Genomic DNA, 18,699 nt, shown 5'->3' with positions numbered 1-18,699 from the left:
GCGATGAACACGCATTCCCACGACATTCTCGTCATAGGCGCCGGCATGGCCGGGCTCGCCTGCGCCACGCGCCTCGCCCGGGCCGGCCGCGAGGTCGCCCTGATCGACAAGGGCCGCGGCCCCGGTGGACGCATGGCCGCGCGCCGCGCGGAGATGGAGGGCGAGACCGTCTCCTTCGACCACGGCGCGCAATATTTCACCGCCCGCGATCCCGCCTTCCGCGAGGCGGTGGCGGAATGGGAAAAGGCCGGCGCGGCGGCACGCTGGCCCGCGGCGGGCGAAGACGCCTTCGTCGGCACGCCCGGGATGAACGGTCCGATCAGGGCGATGGCGGGCGAAGTCGCCGTGCGCTGGTCCGTGCGGGCCGAGCGGGCGGCGCGCGATGGCGACGAATGGCGGATCGAGGCGGGCGCCGAAGCCTTCGCGGCGCGCACCCTGCTTGTCGCGATTCCGGCCGAACAGGCCGCCGAGCTGCTGACGGAAGCGGCTCCCGCTTTTGCGGAGCTTGCGCGGGAAGTCGTGTCCGAGCCTTGCTGGGCGGCGATGGCGGGCTTTGCCGAAAGGCTCGACCTTGCCGCCGACACCCTGCGCGGCGGGGAGGGTCCGATCGCCTGGGCCGCGCGCAATTCGGCCAAGCCCGGCCGGGCAGGGGCGGAAACCTGGGTGATCCATGCAAGCCCCGCGCGCAGCCGCGAATTGCTCGACGTGGACAAGGACGAGGTCGCCCGCCTCCTCCTCGCCGATTTCCGCGCGGCGAGCGGCACGCGCGTGCCCGAGCCGCTCCACCTCGCCGCGCACCGCTGGCTCTATGCCATGCCCGCAAGTCTCGGCGGCGCCCCGGCGCGCTACGATCCCGCCGCAAGGATCGGGGTGGCGGGCGATTGGCTCCATTCGCCGCGGGTCGAGGGGGCCTTCCTCTCGGGCCGGGCGCTGGCGGAGCGGGTGCTCGCCGCCTCGTGACCTGCGGTGTCAGTCAACGGCTTCGCCAGCCGGTCGAGCGCCATCAGCCCCTCCAGCAGCGCCGGCAGGTCCCTGAGCGGCACCATGTTCGGCCCGTCGCTCGGCGCGCGGTCCGGCTGTTCGTGGGTCTCGATGAAGACCGCCGCGACGCCGATCGCGACCGCTGCCCGGGCGAGCGCCCCGACGAATTGCCGCTGTCCGCCCGAACTTGCCCCGAGCCCGCCCGGCTGCTGCACCGAATGGGTCGCATCGAACACCACGGGAAAGCCCGTCGCCGCCATGATCGGCAGGGCGCGCATGTCGTTGACGAGCGTGTTGTAACCGAAGCTCGTCCCCCGCTCGCACAGCAGCACGCGCTCGTTGCCGCTCGCGACCAGCTTGTCCGCGACGTTCTTCATGTCCCAGGGCGCGAGGAACTGACCCTTCTTGACATTGACCGCCCGGCCCGTGCGCGCGGCGGCGACGAGGAGGTCGGTCTGGCGGCACAGGAAGGCCGGGATCTGGAGCGCGTCGGCGACCTCGGCGACGGGCGCGCACTGGTGCGGTTCGTGGACATCGGTGATGACCGGACAGCCGAACCGTTCGCGGATCTCGGCGAAGACGTCGAGGCACCGGGCAAGGCCGAGCCCGCGCGGCGAGGCGATCGAGGTGCGATTGCCCTTGTCGAAGGACGACTTGTAGACGAGCCCCAGCCCGAGCGCGCCGCACAGCTCGACCAGCGCGCCGGCCATTTCGAGCGCGTGGGCGCGGCTCTCCATCGCGCAGGGCCCGGCGATGAGGACGAGCGGCCGTTCGTTCGAAAGGCGCAAGGGGCCGATCGGCACTTCTCGCATGGGCGTGTCTCCTAGAATGTCCCGAAGCGGGCGAGGATGTCGCCCACCTCGGCCCCGCGCGCCGCGCTGATCCGGATGCGGGCCTCGTTCTCGATCGCGGCGAAGGCGGCGGCCTCGATCTCGCTCCAGCGGGCGCGGGGGACGATCACCACGCCGTCCTCGTCGGCGAAGACCACGTCGTCATTGGCGACGGGAACCCGGCCGATGGCGATCGGCCGGTTCATCGCGCGCAGCGTCCCCTCGAACTTGATGTCGTCGCAGTGGCTGCCGTGGGCGAAGACCGGGAAGCCGAGCCGCCGGACCTCGGCCGTGTCGCGCGTCATGCCGTCGATGACGGCCCCGACCGCGCCCGAACGGATCGCGAGATTGGCGTTGAGATCGCCGAAATAGGCGCGCTGCGCGACCGGGTTCGCGACCACGATCACGTCGCCCTGCCGCACGAAGCGGTAGGAATCGAGCGCGCCGTAGATGCCTTCCCAGCCCGCGGTGCGCCCTGCCTGGTCGAGCGCGGCGAGTTCGAGCGTGCGCGCGCGGCCGAGGATCCGCCCGCCGCCGGTGGGCCGGATGCGCGCGGGCAGGACCGCCGCGATGCCCTTTTCCTTGCAGATGTCGGCGAGCACCCCCGAGGAAAGGTGCGGCGCGATCGCGCGAAACCGCAGGGCCTCGCGGCTCCTGAGGCCCGCGGCGATGGTTTCGGCGAAAGCGAAATCCGCCGGCGTGTCGATGTCGACCTGTTCGAGCGGGTCGAGTTCGAAGAGGATGGGCCGTTTCCCGAACCGGCGCGTCGGCGGCTCTCCCCCGGGCGCGGCGCGGACCAGGTAGAGGCTCATCGCCTCGATCACGCTGTCGGGAAGGTCGGTGCTGTTGGGGATGCGTCCCTCTCCATAGGCGGGGCGTCCGCCGCTCCAGCAGAAATGCCGCGCGCGGCCGACCCCGACGAGGCTGTCGGCCGCGGGGTCGGCCAGTAGCGCCTCGATTGCGCGCGCGATCGTCTCCGCGCCGACGAAGGGCGCAGTGCACGGGAGCTGGATCCAGATGTCGGCAGCGGGACGCTGGCGGCATTCCCAGGCGAACAGTTCGTGACCGTCCACCGCGTTGCTTGCGAGCGTGCCGGGCCGCCTGAGCCGCGAAACCGGCAGGTCTTCGGCAAGCCCTGCCAGCCTGTCGCATTCGGTATCGAGGCAGACTTCGGTGATCTTCCCGCAGTCGAGCGCCTGGACGAGCTTGCGCCGGAAAAGGTGATCCCCGTCGAGGATCGCGCCATTCTTGCCCGGCAGGCGTTCGCTGGTGCCCTTGGCCGGGACGAAGGCGACGATCCTCATGGATTCAGCCGAACAGGTCATGGGCGTGCACCATCCCCTCGAGTCGGCCTGCCGCATCGACCACGGGCAGGACCAGCCACCCGGCCTGCGCGCCTTCGCGCATCAACAGGGCATCGCCGATCGTGGCATCGGCGGGCAGGGTCACCGGGGCCGTCTGCATCAGGTCTGCCGCCTTCACGCCCTTGACCTGCGGCCCCGCCTGCAGGTGGCGGCGGACGTCCCCGTCGACGACGATGCCGGTGAGCAGGTCGTCATCGCCCAGGACGCAGGCCGCGCCCATGCGCTTTGCCGACATGATCGCCAGGAGGTCGACGAGATCGGTGTGCGGGCTCACCCGCGGCACGTCCTCGCCGCGCCGCATGATCGCCCGCACCGGGATCGCCCGCCGGCCCAGCAGGCCAGCGGGGTGGTGGGCGAGGAAATCCTCGCGCGTGAAGCCCCGCGTCCGGCTCACCGCCACGGCGAGAGCGTCCCCGATCGCGAGGTGGAGCGTCGTGCTCGCGGTCGGCGCCATGCCGAGATGGTCCGCCTCGGCCGCGACTTCGGCGGGGATGAGGTGATCGACCGCCCGCGCGAGCGGGGTGTCGCGCCGGCCGACGATCCCGACAAGAGTGCAGGACCGCGCCCTCAGCAGCGGCAGGATCCGCAGGATCTCGTCGGTCGATCCGCTGTTCGACAGGGCGATGACGGTACTGCCCGCCGCGATGGCGCCGAGGTCGCCATGCGCCGCCTCGGCCGCGTTGACGAAGAGGGCGGGGGTGCCGAGGCTGGAGAAGGTCGCCGCGAGCTTGGCCGCGACATGGGCCGACTTGCCGATCCCGGTGAGGATGACCGGCTGGCGCTGCGCCGCCAGCAGCGCGACGACGTCCGCCACGCCCTCCGGCGGGGCCGCGAGAAAGGCCGAAAGCGCGTCGCGCTCGGCCGCGATCACGCGGCTGAACCACCCGGCCGAAAGGTCGGCGCGGCCTGCCCGGACGTTGGCAAGGGCGTTCATGCGGACACGCGCGCAGGGCGCGCCGGGATCGATCGGGGAAGGGGAGGCGTGACAGGCGTGACAGGCATGACAGGCGTGACAGGCATGGGGGCGGTTCCCGTTGGTGTGCGGATGGCTCATGCCGGGCCATGGGCCGGCATCTCTCACGATCGGTTAACCATGCAGCCCCGGATTTCTGACTAAGCGCTCCCCCGCGCGGTGCGGAAGCGATGCGCCTTGCGCGGTGCTTTCATGGGAAAACTCGTCCGGCCGGCTTTATGCCCCGGTCCCGCGCGCCTAGTCCTGTCGGGGTGAGGGCGCCAATCGACATCGGCCGGGATTCGCGCGGGCAGGGCGTGTGCGTCGACCTTGAGGAACTGCTCGCCACGCGCCTTCTGGTGCAGGGCAATTCCGGCTCGGGCAAGTCGCACCTTCTGCGCCGCCTGCTCGAGGAATGCGCGGGCCGGGTCCAGCAGGTCGTGATCGATCCCGAAGGCGATTTCGTCACGCTGGCCGATCATTTCGGCCATGTCGTGATCGACGGGGCGGACTATTCCCCGCGCGAGATCGAGGCGCTCGCCGCGCGCGTGCGCCAGCATCGCGCCTCGGTCGTCCTCGCGCTGGAGGAGCTCGAGGTCGAACAGCAGATCCGCTGCGCCGCGATGTTCCTCACCGCCCTTTTCAACGCCCCGCGCGAACATTGGTATCCGGCGCTGGTGGTGGTCGACGAGGCGCAGATGTTCGCGCCCTCGGCCGCGGGGGAGATGTCGGACGACACCCGCCGCATGACGCTTTCGGCGATGACCAACCTCATGTGCCGCGGGCGAAAGCGCGGCCTTGCCGGGATCGTCGCGACCCAGCGCCTCGCCAAGATGGCGAAGAACGTCGCGGCCGAAGCGTCGAATTTCCTGATGGGGCGCACCTTTCTCGACATCGACATGGCCCGTGCCGCCGACCTCCTCGGCATGGACCGGCGCCAGGCCGAGCGTATCCGCGATCTCCAGCGCGGGGAGTTCCTCGGGCTCGGTCCGGCGATCAGCCGGCGCCCCGTGGCGGTGACGATCGGACCGGTGCGAACGGCCGGCAAGAACGCGGCGGCGGCGCTCATCCCCCTGCCCGAAGCCCCGCCCGAGGAGATGGAGGCGCTGCTCAACGCCGACCTTGCCAGCGCCGCCGCCGCCGCGGCGAACGCGGATCGGGACGCCGCGGCTGCGGGCAGGGTGCCGCGACCGGCGGCGGAGATCGAGACCGCGCTCGCCGCGAGAGCGATCGCGAAACCGGCGGAGGAGGGCGCCGCGCTGCGGACCGAGCCCCGGCCGGGGCCGGAGGTCGCTTGTCCTGAAGATGGCGGGCACGCGGGCGAAACGCGCGAAACGTGTCTCCCTGGCCGGGTCGAGGACGTCGTGCGCGAACTCGCCGCGGAAAGCGACGCCCCCTTCCGCCCGGTCGCCGCGCTGTTCCGCGATTTCGCGGTCCGCTGCCGCCAGCAGGGCATCGCGAGCGCCCATGTCGACATGCCCCGTTTCCGCCGCCTGTTCGCCGGGGAGATCGCGGGGCTGACCCGGCTCGACGCGCGGCTGCGCGCCGGGATCGAGGACATGGTCGAGGGAGTCGAGGAGGACGTGCTCGCCCCCTATCTCGCGCTCGTCGTGGCGGCGGCGAGCGATGCGCCGATGCCGGACGAGGAGGCGCTCGCACGCCTCTACGGCAGTTCCTCGCCGAGTCGCGTGCGCCGCCTGCTCGACCATCTCGAGCGCAGCGGGCGCATCGTGGTGAAGGAGGATTTCGGAGGCGACCGCACGATCACCGTGCCGGGGATCGAGACCCTTTCGGCAATGGGCGAATCGGCCTGAGCCAACCCATCCCGCGAAGCAAGATTCGTGCCGGGATACAATCCGTTAGCCCTGCCTGCATGTTCGCATCGATCCTTCATCGGCAACAATCCGGAACCGCATTTTGCGTCTGCGAACGCGAGGCGGTGCCCCTTTTGGCACATGATCGGGCTGCCAGGGATTGCACGAATACAACAATATTTCATGGCGGATCCCTAAAGCGTTACAAAATGGCGAAAGCTCCTTGACAACAGGGATTCGCGCCGAAATTCTGCCGCACTGCAACAAAGACAGGGGCGGATCATGACATTCTTCAAGCTAACTTCGCACGCCATTCTCCTCGCCGCAGCAAGCTCCCTGCCCGCAGTGGCGCTCGCGCAGGATGTCGCCGGTTCCGAGCCGGAATCCCGCGAGCTCGAGGCGGACGGCGACTCCATCGTCGTCACCGGCTCGCGCATCGCGACCGATTCGACGACTTCCCTCGCCAGCCCGGTGCAGGTCGTCACGGCCGAGGAGTTCAAGAATTCGGGCGAGATCAGCATTGCACAGACGCTGCGGGAACTTCCCGCGCTGCAGGGTTCGGATCCCGCCACGCTTTCCAGCGCGCAGGGCCTCGCGCTGACGGGTGCGAGCACGCTCAACCTGCGCCAGCTCGGCACGGACAGGACGCTGGTCCTGCAGGACGGACGGCGCCACGTCCCGGGCATCGCGGGCACCGCGACGGTCGATGTCGCATCGATCCCGCAGGCGCTCGTCAGCAGCGTCGAAGTGCTGACCGGCGGCGCCTCGGCGGTCTACGGCGCGGACGCGGTGTCCGGCGTCGTCAACTACGTGATGCGCGACGGACGCGATTTCGACGGGCTCGAATACCGGCTCCAGACCGGGATCAGCGACAAGGGCGACGCCGAGGAAGTCTTCGGCTCGATCGCCGGGGGCGGTACGTTCCAGGATGGCCGCGGCAGCGCGGTCTTCGCGGTCGAATACACCCATTCGACGGGACTCCTGAACCGCGACCGGCCCGATATCGCCGGTCCCGGGTTTTCCTCGCTCAATCCGAGCAATGCCTTCCTGAACGAGATCCTCGGGCTCGATCCCGACGCGGAACAGGCTTTCGTGCCGGACCGTCGCCTGCCCGTCTCGAGCGCGGGATCGACCATTGCGGTCGATCCGACGCCCTTCGCGTCCCCCTTCGGGCAGCTGCTCTCCTTCGTGAACAATTTCAATCCCGCGACCGATACGGTGCCGAACATCCCGGGCACGAACATCCCGGTGCTGCAGGTCATCGACGAAGGCGGGAATGTCCGCGCGTTCAATCCCGGCATCTCGACCGGGGCCTTCAACGCGATCGGCGGGGACGGCATCTTCATCGGGCAGACCGCGCCGGGGCTGACCCTCATTCCCGAACTGACCCAGGTGACGGCGGCGGCGGGCTTCGATTACGAGATCACGCCCACGCTCACCTTCTTCGCGGATGCCAAGTTCTCCTACACCGAGACCTCCGATGTCTCGGGCATTCCGTTTTCGGACGACATCCCGATCGCGCTCGACAACCCGTTTCTGCCTGCCGCGATCCAGAACCAGATTCCCGTTCTCGACGCTCTCCTGCCCGACCAGACGCCCAGCATCTTCGTCGCCCGCGACAATGTCGGCTCGGAAACCGATTCGGGGACCAGCCTGGAGCGTTCGACGATCCGCGCTACCGGCGGGCTGCGCTGGGAGGCGCCCGGCAGCAGCGTCGCGTTCGAGGCGTTCTATGCCTGGGGCCGCACCGAAGTCGACGACACGTTCCGCAATGCGCGGCTCAACGACCGCTATTTCACCGCGATCGACGCGGTCGCCCTGACCGCAGCCGATCTCGACGGGACCAATCCGAACGTGGCCTTCGGACCGGGCGGGGTGGGGTCGCTCAACGCCATCCGCAACGGCGAGGACATCCAGATCACCCCGGGCACCGCCGAAGTCGGCGACATCGTCTGCCGTTCCGAGCTGACCGGGCTTCCGGCCCCGGCCGCGCTGTTCGTGGGCGGTCCCCCGCTCTACGCGCCCGGCACGATCATCGACGGAACCGATGTCAGTGACCTGACCCGGCCGGTCACCTTCCAGGTCGGCGACGGCACCTGCGCGCCGCTCAACATCCTCGGGCCCAACTCGATCGGTGGCGCCGGCGCGGAATTCGCCTTCGTCGACCTGCTCGACAACACCGTGATCGAGCAGCAGCAGTTCCTGGCGGTGCTGTCGGGCGACACGGGCCATTTCTTCGAGCTTCCCGGCGGTCCGATCGGCTTCGCGACGGGCTTCGAATGGCGCCGTGACCAGTCCCAGTTCACCCGCGCCAACTTCTTCTCGATCGAAGGCAATGTCGTCACGAACAACAGCGTGCCGCTGTTCAATTCGCCGACCGACGGGCAGGGCATCAGCGTTTACGAAGGCTTCGGCGAAATCAACCTGCCGCTGCTCGGGGACCTGCCTTTCGTCAACCTGCTCGAGATCACCGCATCGGGCCGTCTTTCGGACTACAACACGATCGGTTCGACCGAGACCTATTCGTTCGGCGGGATCTATTCGCCGTTCGAATGGCTGACCTTCCGCGGGACCTGGTCCCGCGCGGTGCGCGCGCCCAACATCGGCGAACTCTTCGCGCCGCAGGGCGCCGCGTTCCTCGACGTGGATGCCGACCCCTGCGACGACGGCAACATCAACAACGGAAGCTCCAACCGGCCCGACAACTGCCTCCAGTTCGTTGCACCCGGGTTCGATTCCTCGGACTTCCTCACGGCCTTCGTCACCGGCACGACCGGCGGCAATCCCGACCTGACCGAGGAAACGTCGGACAGCTTCACGATCGGCGGCATCTTCCAGCCGCGCGGCATCCTCGGAGGCGCGCTCGACGGGCTGACCCTGATCGCGGACTACTACGACATCGAGATCGAGGACGCAGTGGGCAGCCTCACCGGCGCCGCCATCGCCGCGGCCTGCGTCGACCTTCCCTCGATCGACAACCAGTTCTGCGACGCGATCGAGCGCGATCCGAACAATGGCGGGGCGATCTCCAGCTTCACCTCGGGCAACATCAACCTCGCCGTGCTGCGCGCGCGCGGGATCGACTTCGAGGCACGCTATCGCTTCGATGCGCCGTTCGGCGGGAACCGCGACTGGGGCTTCTTCGAACTGACCGCCATCGGGACCCACTTCCTCGAGCGGTTCACCGAAAGCGATCCGGTCATCGCCCAGACGATCGCGGACGAACCCGATCCGCTCCAGCAGGAGCTGCTCATCGCCGACCAGGCGACGGTCAGCGACCAGCTCGGCGTCATCGGCACGCCCGAATGGATCGTCAATTTCGGCGTGAACTGGACGATGGACCGGCTGCGGATCGGCTGGCGCGGCCGCTTCGAGGATTCCGCCCTCCAGTTCTCGAACGCGGACGCGACCGACGTCGATATCGTGGACGGGGAAGTCGTCGTCTCGCCGAACGAGGGCCTCGCCGACCCCTCGCAGCTCACCACCGGCACCGGCTTCGAGCAGGACATCAACGTCAGCTACCGGATCAACGACGACATGGAAGTCTATGGCGGCGTGAACAACCTGTTCGACACGGAGCCGTTCCTCGGCAGTCTCTCGCGGCCGGTCGGCCCGCGCGGCCGGTTCTTCTTCGTCGGCCTGTCGGGCGCGTTCTGATCGCGCTTCGCCCGTCGCCGGGCGAGGCACGCGAAGGGGCGCGAGCGGTCATCCCGCTCGCGCCCCCTTTCGTGTCGGGGATGGACCGCCCCCGCCGACACCGGCCCCGTCCGCGGCAAGCAGGCGAGGGGCAACCCGGCCCCAGCTCGAGTTCCTCGGCCTCGCGCGGCCAGACGCCGGCCGCCGCCTGCCTTCACAGGGTGATGCGGACGCCGAGACTTCCTGAAAGCCCGTATTCCTCGAACTGGACATTGACGCTGCGCCGTCCCTGAAAGCTGTAGAGCGGACGATCGTTCAGGTTCGACAGGTTGGCGAATATGCGCACTTCATCGGTGATCGCGTAGGAGGCCGTGAAATCCACCTGCACGTGTTCGTCGATGAAGACATCCTGCGACGGGTCCGCCGGATCGCCGATCTCGTCGAGGATCCGGTCGCGGTACGAAACCGCGATGCGCGCCTGGAACCCGTTCTTGTCGTAGCCGATCGAGGCGTTGGCGGTGTGCCGCGACTGGAACGGCAGCGGTGCCTCGCGCACCCCGCCGCCGGGGATCGGCACTTCGGCCTCGCTGTCGACGAAGGTGTAGTTTGCCGCCACCAGGAACCCGTCGAACGGGGCCGGCAGGAAGGTGAGCTGCTGCTGCAGGGCCAGTTCGATGCCGAACAGCTTCGCGTTGTCGCCGTTGATGAAGCTGGAGAAGACATCGAACCCTTCGAACCCCGGCTGGCCGGCAAAGTCGAGCGGAACGATCGGGTTGTCGAGGTTTTTGTAGAACGCCCCGGCCGAAAGCACGCTGGCATCGCCCGGGTAGAATTCGAGCGCGAGGTCGATATTGTCGGCGCGATAGGGTTCGAGCTCGGTGTTGCCGGCCTCGGCTTCGACCTCGCCTTCGTCGTCGCGTTCGATCAGCGCGGCGGGGCGGCTCTGTTCGAAATTGGGGCGCACCACCGCGCGGAAATAGGCGGCGCGCAGCAACAGCCGGTCGGTCAGTTCGAACCGCGCGTTCACGCTGGGCAGCACGTCGGTGTATTCGCGCTCGACCTCGATCGGAGCGAGCGAGAGTTCGCCGATCTCCTCGTCGAGCGACACCTCGTTGCCCGAGGCGCTGTAATCGGTGTGCTCGACCCGGACGCCGCCGACGATGCTCAAGGCGCCGATGTCGATCGACCCCATCGCGTAGCCGGCATAGATGTTTTCATCGATGCGGAAATCCTCCGCGTTGGAATCGATGAAACTGCCTTCCTCGTCGAGATCCTCGTCGAAGGCGGCCTGGTTCGCCCGCACCGCATCGGCGACGTCGCGCGGCAGCGCCTGCGGCGCGATCAGCCCGAGCGGATAGTCGATGTCCGGGTTGAGGAAACCGGCGATGGTCAGCCCCTGGTCGGCCCCGCCATAGATCAGCGCGTCGAGTTCGGAAGTCTTGTCGCGCAGCGCGACCTTGGCCCCGAACTTGATGAAGCCGCGATTGGGCCCGAAATCCATGTCCTGCGTCACGTCGATCTGCCCGCCGTAACGCTTGTCCATCGTTTCCGAGCTTTCGAACACGATCTCGTCGAGTTCATAGGCTCCCGCGTCGGCAAAGCCGCCGCCCTGGGTGATGATCTGCGGGCGCCGGGGATCGGCGAGGTTGGTGCCGACCAGGGTATCGGTATCGCTGAAATCCGCGACGAAGATCGGTTCGACGTAATCGGGATTGTCTTCGCCGGCTTGCGAATAGCTGACCGAATATTCGAGGAAGGTGTTGCCGAAGCGGTTTTCCCCGCCGGCCGCGATCGAATAGATCGTCTGGATTTCCTCGCGTTCGCTGACATAGGATTCGACCTCCTGGTCAGCCAGCAGGAGGTTGGCAGAATCCTGCGAAACCACGTTGCCGCCATCGTCCGGATCGGCCTCGAACACCGTGCCGCCCTGGATCTCGTCGTCCCCGAAGCGCGAATACAGCTGGCGGACATAGAGCAGGAAATCATTGTTCACCCGGTAATCGACATTGAGCGTCGCGCCCAGGCGTTCGCGGGTGAGGACATAATCGCGCGGCTCGATCACGACCGGGAACACGGTGCCGCCGATCTCGTCGAGGCCGTCGCCGTTCTCGACCCCGTCGGAGCCGAGCCGGCGGTTGAAATAGCTGATCGACCCGTAAATGCCGAGCTCGCCGCCATTGCCGACATCGAACACGTCCGAGGCGCTGGCTGAGAGGCGCGGGCTGAAAAGATCGCGAAGCTCGTTGTAATGCGCCTCGGCGCTGGCCGAGAAATAGCCGCCGCGCCGGTCGAACGCCGAAGCGGTGCCGATCTGCACCGTGCCGCCGATCGAGTTGGCGTCGAGGTCGGGCGTCAGCGACTTGACCACGGTCAGCGTCTGCAGCACGTCCGAGGGGATCACGTCGAGCGCGACCGCGCGTTCGTCCCCGCCCGCGGCGGGCACGTCGACGCCGTTGATCGTCACCGCGTTGAGGTTCGGATCGGCGCCGCGAACCGAGATGAACCGGCCTTCGCCCTGGTCGCGGTTGATCGCGACGCCCGGAATGCGCTGGGCCGCCTCGGTCACGTTCTGGTCGGGGAACTGGCCGATGAAGTCGGCCGAAACCGAGTCGCTGACGCGGGCGGAGTTGCGCTTGCGGTTGGCCGCGGAGGACGCGCTCGCCGTCTGGCCGAAGACGAGGATCCTGCTGGCCGCATCGCTGTCGCCGCCCGCGTCGAGCAGCACGACATCGGCCACGGTCGGCGTGCCGTCGCCTGTCACCACGATGCGCTGTTCGACCGGCGCGGCGCCGAGATAGAGCGTGCGCAAGGTGTATTCGCCAGGCGGGATATCCTCGAAGACGAAGACGCCGCCATCACGCGTCACGGCCCTGCGATTGAGTTCGACGATCGTGACTTCGGCCCCTTCGAAATTGATGCCGGTATCGGTGCTGACCCGGCCCCGAACCACTCCGCTGGCTTCCTGATCCTGCGCTTGCAGCGGTGTTTCGCCCAGGATGATTGCGCTGGCAGTCGCAGCCATCAGCGCGAACGCGGCGGAGCGAGTCGACAGGAAGGCAAGCCGGGAGTTCATGGGATTCCTCCAGATATTTGAACGACATTTCAGATATTTGAACGACATTTCGGATTGGTCGCACGGTCTTGCCGCGACGAAATTCTAAATCGTCATTCGCCTATCAGGAGGTAATGTTCAGAAAATATGACAGAGTTACAGGACAATTATGCAACCTGAAGGTTGTCAATTTCGGGCACATTGGTATGAAAGCGCCAATTTGATCGCGGTGCGATGCAGATTATAATTTTTTATAGTAAAGATGGGAGGTTGACTTGCGACTTACATTTATTGTTTGCGCGTCGATATGTCTTCTGGGTTGTTCGACCACGCAGCGCGGCCCCGCCTGGGCCGGGGGGGAAACCCCGGTGGCCGTGGCGGCTCTGGCCGAAACGCGGGTGGACACCGATCCTGCCGTCGATGCCGACGATCCCGCGCTCTGGAGCGACGAAAGCGACCCGACGCGCGCGGTGATGTTCGGAACCGACAAGACCGACGGGTTGTACGTGCACGATCTCGACGGATCGGTTCGCCAGTTCCTCGCGAGCGGGGCACTCAACAATGTCGACCTGCGGACCGGTTTTTCGGCGGAAGGGCGCGACGACTTCGTGCTGGTCGCTGCGACCAATGACGAGCGGATGGGGATCAATCTCTACCTGTTCGATCCCCGCACGCTCGAGACCCGCGACTATGGCTTCATCGAGACCGACATCGGCGAGCCCTATGGCTTCTGCATGGGCCGCCGCAGCGACGGCTTCTACCTGATCGCCAACAACAAGCAGGGCGACATCAAGATCTGGCGCCTCGCGAACGGGGCCGAGCCCGGTGCCGCGGAAATGGTCAGGCAGCTGAAGCTCCCCTCGCAGCTCGAAGGCTGCGTGGTCGACGACGATCGCGACGTTCTTTACGTCGGCGAAGAGAACGCGGCGATCTGGCGGTTCGATTTCGACCCTGCCGCCTCGCCCACTCCCACCAAGGTGGCATCGGTCGACCGCCAGCGCATCACCGACGACATCGAGGGCCTGACGATCATGCGCGACGGCCGGCAACGCTACCTCATCGCCTCCTCGCAGGGGGACGATACCTTTCCGGTCTTCCGGATCACCGAAGAAGGCGAGACCTATCTCGGGCGCTTCACGGTCGTGGCGCGCGACGACATCGACGGCGTTACCCACACCGACGGGCTGGATGCCTGGTCCGGGCCGATAGGACGTTATCCCGAGGGAGCGCTGGCGATCCACGACGACAACGAAGAACCGCTCGAAGGGCAGCAGAACTACAAGATCGTCGACTGGCGCGAGGTCAAGGCCGCGCTGGACCTGCCCTGATCGGTCCGGCGGGCAACCACAAGGCGCCATGCCGACCGGCGTTTGTCTTTTCGCGGTTGGAAAGCCCACGTCGAAAGGGGTGATCCTCCACGGATCCACCACTGAGCGTCAGCGTGTCAATCGAACAGGACAGTCGAGATGCTCTGCAACTCCACCGGTTTGCGGCAGCGCGGGACTTCCCGGTACCTCTCGGGAATGACAGAGCCGTCATAGCCGGTGGCGAACACGAAAGGCACACCGCGCTCGCACAGCTTGTCGGCTACAGGAAAGGCCATTGCACCGTGCAGGTTCAAGTCGAGCAAGGCACCATCGAGCCCATCGGAACGGGCGATTTGAGCGAGCGCTTCCCCAACCCGGCCGACCGGCCCGACGACCTCGGCTCCAGCTGCCTCGAGATTTCGGCACAATTCCATCGCAATGAAATAGTCGTCTTCGACGACAAGCACTCGCTTATCTTTGAAATCGGTCACGGCGGGTGCTTTTGCAGCTCTTCATTCGATGGTTGTCCGATCCTCTTCCTCGGGGGGAAGCGGCATGTCGATAGTGCAGATCAGTTCCTCTTCGCCAAGCTCGAATGACGTGCGGGCTTCGAGCACATATGGCAATGCGCGTTCGATCAGTTCGCGCCCATATCCGCCCGAACTCACCGCGCCGCTGCGAAGCGGAAGGCCGGTCTCCCGCCAGGAAAGATGCAGACGCCGTCCGCTTTCCCCATGGTGTTCGTGCCAGCTCACATCGAGGCGTCCGTGCTCGGTCGAAAGCGCGCCGTGCTTCCGCGCATTCGTCGCGAGTTCGTGCAGGGCGAGAGCAAAGGTCTGGACGGTCGCACGGCGAAGGCGCACGTCCGGGCCTTCCACTTTTGCCCTTTGGAGCATTCCCGAAGCCCCGAGCGCGTCGAGTTCGGTCTGCAGCAGCGCACCCAGCGTGATCGGTTCGTCGTCGGAGCGCGAGAGAAGTCCCTGGACCCGCGAGAGCGCCGCCAGGCGGCCGTTGAAGGCCGTCCGGAAATCCTCCAGCGTTTGGCTCGCCAGCACGGTCTCTTCGGAAATCGAGCGCACGACGCCGAGAAGGTTGCGCGTTCGGTGCTGCAATTCGGCGACCATCACTCGTTGCCGTTCCTGCAGACGCCGCAGGTCGTCGACATCGGTCGCCGTGCCGAGCCATTCGACGACTTCGCCCATCTGGTCGCGAACCGGCACTGCCCGCCATTGGAACCAGCGATAGCCCTCGCCTTTAGCCCGGCGCACCCGGCATTCGACCTCGAGCAATCCTTCGGAGGGCGCATTTCCCCATGCGTTGACGACATTCCCACGGTCGTCGGGGTGGATCGCCGAAAGCCAGCCGCGGTCGCGGCTGTGCTCGTCCGACAGCCCGGTGATCCGCTGCCATTGCGGACTCGTCCAAGTGAACTGCCCGCCGTCGGTCGCGCGCCAGACCAGCTGCGGGATGCCCTCGATCAGACCGCGCAATCGGGCCTCGCTCTTGCGCAGAGCAGCGTCGGCTCGTTTGCGGTCCGTGACGTCAGTCGAGATGGATCCGGTGCCGAACAAGACGCCGCCGGAATCGCGGAGGGGAAACTTCACGGAGATGGCATGGATGATCTCGCCATCGGCCTTGCGCGCTTCCTCTTCGAACTCGATCGGAGCGCCGTTCTCGGCGACACGGCGATCGTTCAGGCTGTAGGATTCGCTCTCGCCGAAGCGGTCGCGATCGGTGCGGCCGTAAAGGCTCGCCTCGGTTTCACCGAAGGCGTCGAGGTAGAACTTGTTGGCCATGATGTAGCGGCCGTCCAGATCCTTGGCGAAGACATAGCTGGCAGAATTGTCGAGAAAGGATTTGAGGAGGGCATCAATTTGTTCGAGGCGCTCGCGCTCCTCGACTTGTCGCGATGTATCGAACACCACGCCCGGGAAATGGGTCGGGTTGCCTGATTCGTCCTGAAAGCAGCGGCCGCGCGCCAGGACCCAGCGCAGATCGCCATCCGCGGTTCTCACACGGTAATCCTGCCGGTATTCTCCGCCTTCTTCGACCGCCCGAGCAATGGCTGCTTCGACCCGTTCCCTGTCCTCCGGGAGAATGGCATCGATGAACCGGGCAAGCGGCAAGCCCTCCGCGTTATCATGCGATTGTCCGAATAGCGCGGCAAACTGTTCATTTACCGCCATTCGGCCCTGGACGACGTCCCAGTCCCAAGTGCCGACGCCGCCTGCAGCATCGAGCGCGAACTGCAATTCGACCGCGCGGTTTTTGAGCGCCTGTTCGGCTTCTACTTCGGCGGTCACCTCGTGAGCGCAGCTTATCACCCCACACAGCCGGTCTTCGCCGTCCCGCCAGGGTTTCAGCGTCTGACGATACCAGCGGGTCTGCTGCTGCCCGTTCCCGTTAGTGACGATAACCTTGAAGCCCGAATGCGTGTCGACAACGCCGGTAGCCAATACCCGATCGAAGCGATCCGAAACCTGCGCCGCCAAATCCGGCCAGACCTCACAAAGAGGCGATCCGACTGGCTGTCGGCTTCCGAAAACAGAATCATAAGCCGAATTCGAAAAGATGTACCGGTGATCGGATCCTTCGTGAATGGAGAGCAGCGTGGGCAAGGTATCAATTAACGATGCCGGATCTATTGAAGCGGGAATACCTTGCCTCATGCCGAATGGTCCTCCTCGATTCCTGCGCGAGGCGTGGAATTTTTTCGTGCGCCCAAGCCAAATAATCCTGCTTCCGAGCGGGGTCGGCTTTGTCGCTGGGTCGCAAGACGTCGAATGCACGGGAGCATCGCAAAAAGTGCAACTTGCGGCAACAGGGAGGCAGCGTCGGGTTCGCGGAGGCGAGCCACTCCAATCCCGGGTGTCAGCTCAGGGGTCCGCAGGAGAACCTCCAGTTCTGGCGGCGACGAGGCTGAAGCAGCCCAGCACGCGGTCGCGCAACGGCCCCGCTCAAGACCGGTAACGGGTGCGACTTGCCGTGCGCATGATCGTCTCCGAGCGACAGCTTTGCGCCCTTATCCTGGACGGTGCGCCGTCGTAGCCCTTGCCGGTATGCCCCGAACCTGCCCGTGTTGCCCCCGCCCAAGCGACAAACAACCCGCCGTAACGTCTGTAACCCGGCAGCCGCGGTGGCGCTCTCCGGACTTCGTCGCGGGTTCCTCGCGCGGGCGCTAACCTCTCTTATTCACGGCGATGCGGTTGGGCGCCTCTCGGCGCGAGCTTGACGCCACTGCTGCGTGCGGCGGCGTAGAGCGGGCGTGCGGCACCGCTGGCGTCTGTTTCACCGCGCTGTGATCGATGGGCTTTTCTGGTTGAAGGACTTGGCTCGGGGTTTCTGCGGCACTGCCGCGCCCGCTACGTCGGCGCAGGCTTGAGCGCGAGAACGATGGCACGCATCAGATCGGCATCGGGGCACGCAGAGGCGAACGCTACGCGGATTCGGGTGGCGCTTTCCATGACGCGGGCAGCAACCTTGAGCAGCCGCAGGCGCAGGGTCGTAAACTCGGCTTTTGCCAGAGCGGTGGTCTTTGGGATCGCCTGCTGAACGCGCCACAGCAGCCAGTAGGCAGCGGTGTGCAGGATCAGGCGCATCTGGTTGGCGTTCGCCGACCGGCACGAGGTGCGGTCACTGGCCAGCTGGGTCTTGTGCAGCTTGATCAAGTTCTCGGCCTGCCCGCGCGCACAGTAGAGCGTGTCATAGATGTATTCAGCCGAGCCTTGGGTTAGCGATGTGACGACATAGCGGATATCCATGCCCAGCGTGCTGGCCTCGATCCTGGCGACGACGCGGCGCTGGCGGTTCCAGCTCTTCGCGCCGTAGCGGGTCTCGGCATAGCTGCGCAGGACCGGGAGTTGGCACTCGGCGCGGCGGACCGCGCAGGCATCGGCGGCAGTGACGATAACCGGATCAGCGCGCAGCGCGGCGTTGGTCGGCAGACCGAACACGTAATCGACATGGGCCGCCTCGCAGAAGGCCATGACCTCGGGCCGTCCATAATGCCCGTCGCCTCGGATGGTGATGTGGGTATCGGGCCAGTGGCGGCGAAGATGGCGCACCAGACGCCGGATATGCCCTGCCGCCTCCTTGCCAGAAGGCGTCTTGCCCGTGCGCAGCAGCATCGCCACCGGCCGGCCCGTTGCCGTGTCGTAGACATGGATCGGCAGGAAGCAGCGCTCCCCATGATGTCCGTTCCAGAAGGAGAGTTGCTGATAGCCGTGCACGACGTCGCAGGTGTCATCGATATCCAGCGTCACCGCCGCCGGCGGAGTGGGGTAGCTGGCGCAGTAGATGTCGATCATGATCCCCAGCATCTTTGCCAGCTCGCGCGTGCTCGGCGCATTCTCCCAGCGGCTCATCGTCGGTTGGCTGGCCAACCCCGCACCCGATCCCGGCAGCTTGCCCAGCGCAAGGCGGAAGCCCGGATCATCGCGCAGAGCGTCGAGATCATCGGCATCCTCATAGCCGCAGGCGATCGCGAACATCCGCGCGCGCAGGATATCTTCAAGCCGATGAACCACCCGAGCAGGATCGCGCGGATCGGCAATACACGCCGCAAGCCGCTGGCAGAGCCCCATCATGCGCTCGGCCTGAGCCAGCACCAGGACCCCGCCATCCGAGGTCAGCCTGCCGCCGTCAAACGCAGCTGTGACCTTCTTGCCGCGCACTGCTGGAAACGAAAATACGGACGCGCTATCATCGCATCCGGCGGGTGTGGTCTGTGGCATATTTTGCCCCGTTGCAGGTCTGGCTTAAGC

The 18,699-nt window shown here is 66.5% G+C and carries 10 protein-coding genes and 1 pseudogene; 4 read left to right on the top strand and 7 right to left on the bottom strand.

All coding sequences use genetic code 11. From position 1 onward, the window contains the following. Positions 1 to 3: 3 nt before the first annotated feature. Complete coding sequence (locus BLU08_RS05575; RefSeq protein WP_090196484.1) at positions 4 to 960, top strand: NAD(P)/FAD-dependent oxidoreductase; 957 nt, start codon at positions 4 to 6, stop codon at positions 958 to 960. Between the two features lie 20 nt (positions 961 to 980). Here the strand turns inward: BLU08_RS05575 and kdsA are convergent. From kdsA to BLU08_RS05560, 3 genes and pseudogenes are all read right to left on the bottom strand, one after another. Then, positions 981 to 1,793, bottom strand: a pseudogene (gene kdsA, locus BLU08_RS05570) (3-deoxy-8-phosphooctulonate synthase); the annotation flags it as partial. An 11-nt stretch (positions 1,794 to 1,804) separates the two neighbouring features. Then, entirely contained in the window at positions 1,805 to 3,115 is a 1,311-nt protein-coding gene (locus tag BLU08_RS05565) for a cytidylyltransferase domain-containing protein (RefSeq protein ID WP_233996102.1), read from the bottom strand. A 4-nt stretch (positions 3,116 to 3,119) separates the two neighbouring features. Then, positions 3,120 to 4,109, bottom strand: coding sequence for an SIS domain-containing protein (locus tag BLU08_RS05560; protein WP_090196473.1), 990 nt, complete (start codon positions 4,107 to 4,109; stop codon positions 3,120 to 3,122). Positions 4,110 to 4,366: 257 nt separating this feature from the next. Here BLU08_RS05560 and BLU08_RS05555 point away from each other — a divergent pair, with 257 nt between their 5' ends. Both BLU08_RS05555 and BLU08_RS05550 read left to right on the top strand, forming a co-directional pair. Next, the gene (locus tag BLU08_RS05555; RefSeq protein WP_090196469.1) at positions 4,367 to 5,941 is read left to right on the top strand and encodes an ATP-binding protein; all 1,575 of its coding nucleotides are present in this window, start codon (positions 4,367 to 4,369) and stop codon (positions 5,939 to 5,941) included. 282 nt (positions 5,942 to 6,223) lie between these two features. Continuing rightward, a complete protein-coding gene (locus BLU08_RS05550) occupies positions 6,224 to 9,598 on the top strand; it encodes a TonB-dependent receptor domain-containing protein (RefSeq protein WP_090196465.1) in 3,375 nt (1,124 codons plus the stop codon). Positions 9,599 to 9,791: 193 nt separating this feature from the next. On the opposite strand, the gene BLU08_RS05545 is transcribed toward BLU08_RS05550, so the two are convergent. Beyond that, a complete protein-coding gene (locus tag BLU08_RS05545) occupies positions 9,792 to 12,650 on the bottom strand; it encodes a TonB-dependent receptor (RefSeq protein WP_172800990.1) in 2,859 nt (952 codons plus the stop codon). A gap of 254 nt (positions 12,651 to 12,904) precedes the next feature. Between BLU08_RS05545 and BLU08_RS05540 the strand changes: the two genes are divergently transcribed. Further along, complete coding sequence (locus BLU08_RS05540) at positions 12,905 to 13,957, top strand: phytase (protein WP_090196457.1); 1,053 nt, start codon at positions 12,905 to 12,907, stop codon at positions 13,955 to 13,957. 116 nt (positions 13,958 to 14,073) lie between these two features. Here BLU08_RS05540 and BLU08_RS05535 read toward each other — a convergent pair whose 3' ends face one another. From BLU08_RS05535 to BLU08_RS05525, 3 genes are all read right to left on the bottom strand, one after another. Beyond that, on the bottom strand, positions 14,074 to 14,427 hold the full coding sequence (locus BLU08_RS05535) for a response regulator (RefSeq protein WP_090196454.1): 354 nt from the start codon (positions 14,425 to 14,427) through the stop codon (positions 14,074 to 14,076). Positions 14,428 to 14,448: 21 nt separating this feature from the next. Continuing rightward, positions 14,449 to 16,605 (bottom strand): PAS domain S-box protein, encoded by a 2,157-nt coding sequence (locus BLU08_RS05530; protein ID WP_090196450.1) that lies wholly within the window; start codon positions 16,603 to 16,605, stop codon positions 14,449 to 14,451. Between the two features lie 693 nt (positions 16,606 to 17,298). Continuing rightward, positions 17,299 to 18,669 carry an IS1380 family transposase gene (locus BLU08_RS05525; protein WP_090193770.1) on the bottom strand — a complete coding sequence of 457 codons (1,371 nt, stop codon included), beginning with the start codon at positions 18,667 to 18,669 and terminating at the stop codon, positions 17,299 to 17,301. Between the last annotated feature and the right edge of the window lie 30 nt (positions 18,670 to 18,699).

Origin of the sequence: Erythrobacter sp. HL-111 (genome assembly GCF_900105095.1) — a bacterium.
Lineage (GTDB): Bacteria > Pseudomonadota > Alphaproteobacteria > Sphingomonadales > Sphingomonadaceae > Erythrobacter.
Note: the sequence above shows the minus strand (reverse complement) of the source record. Positions and strands in the feature narration are given on the sequence as shown.

Excerpts from the sequence above, each read along its gene's own strand:
- BLU08_RS05565 (WP_233996102.1), bottom strand. The coding sequence starts at position 3,115 with ATGAGGATCGTCGCCTTCGTCCCGGCCAAGGGCACCAGCGAACGCCTG.
- BLU08_RS05575 (WP_090196484.1), top strand. The coding sequence starts at position 4 with ATGAACACGCATTCCCACGACATTCTCGTCATAGGCGCCGGCATGGCC.
- BLU08_RS05530 (WP_090196450.1), bottom strand. The coding sequence starts at position 16,605 with ATGAGGCAAGGTATTCCCGCTTCAATAGATCCGGCATCGTTAATTGAT.
- BLU08_RS05545 (WP_172800990.1), bottom strand. The coding sequence starts at position 12,650 with ATGAACTCCCGGCTTGCCTTCCTGTCGACTCGCTCCGCCGCGTTCGCG.
- BLU08_RS05550 (WP_090196465.1), top strand. The coding sequence starts at position 6,224 with ATGACATTCTTCAAGCTAACTTCGCACGCCATTCTCCTCGCCGCAGCA.
- BLU08_RS05560 (WP_090196473.1), bottom strand. The coding sequence starts at position 4,109 with ATGAACGCCCTTGCCAACGTCCGGGCAGGCCGCGCCGACCTTTCGGCC.
- BLU08_RS05555 (WP_090196469.1), top strand. The coding sequence starts at position 4,367 with ATGCCCCGGTCCCGCGCGCCTAGTCCTGTCGGGGTGAGGGCGCCAATC.
- BLU08_RS05525 (WP_090193770.1), bottom strand. The coding sequence starts at position 18,669 with ATGCCACAGACCACACCCGCCGGATGCGATGATAGCGCGTCCGTATTT.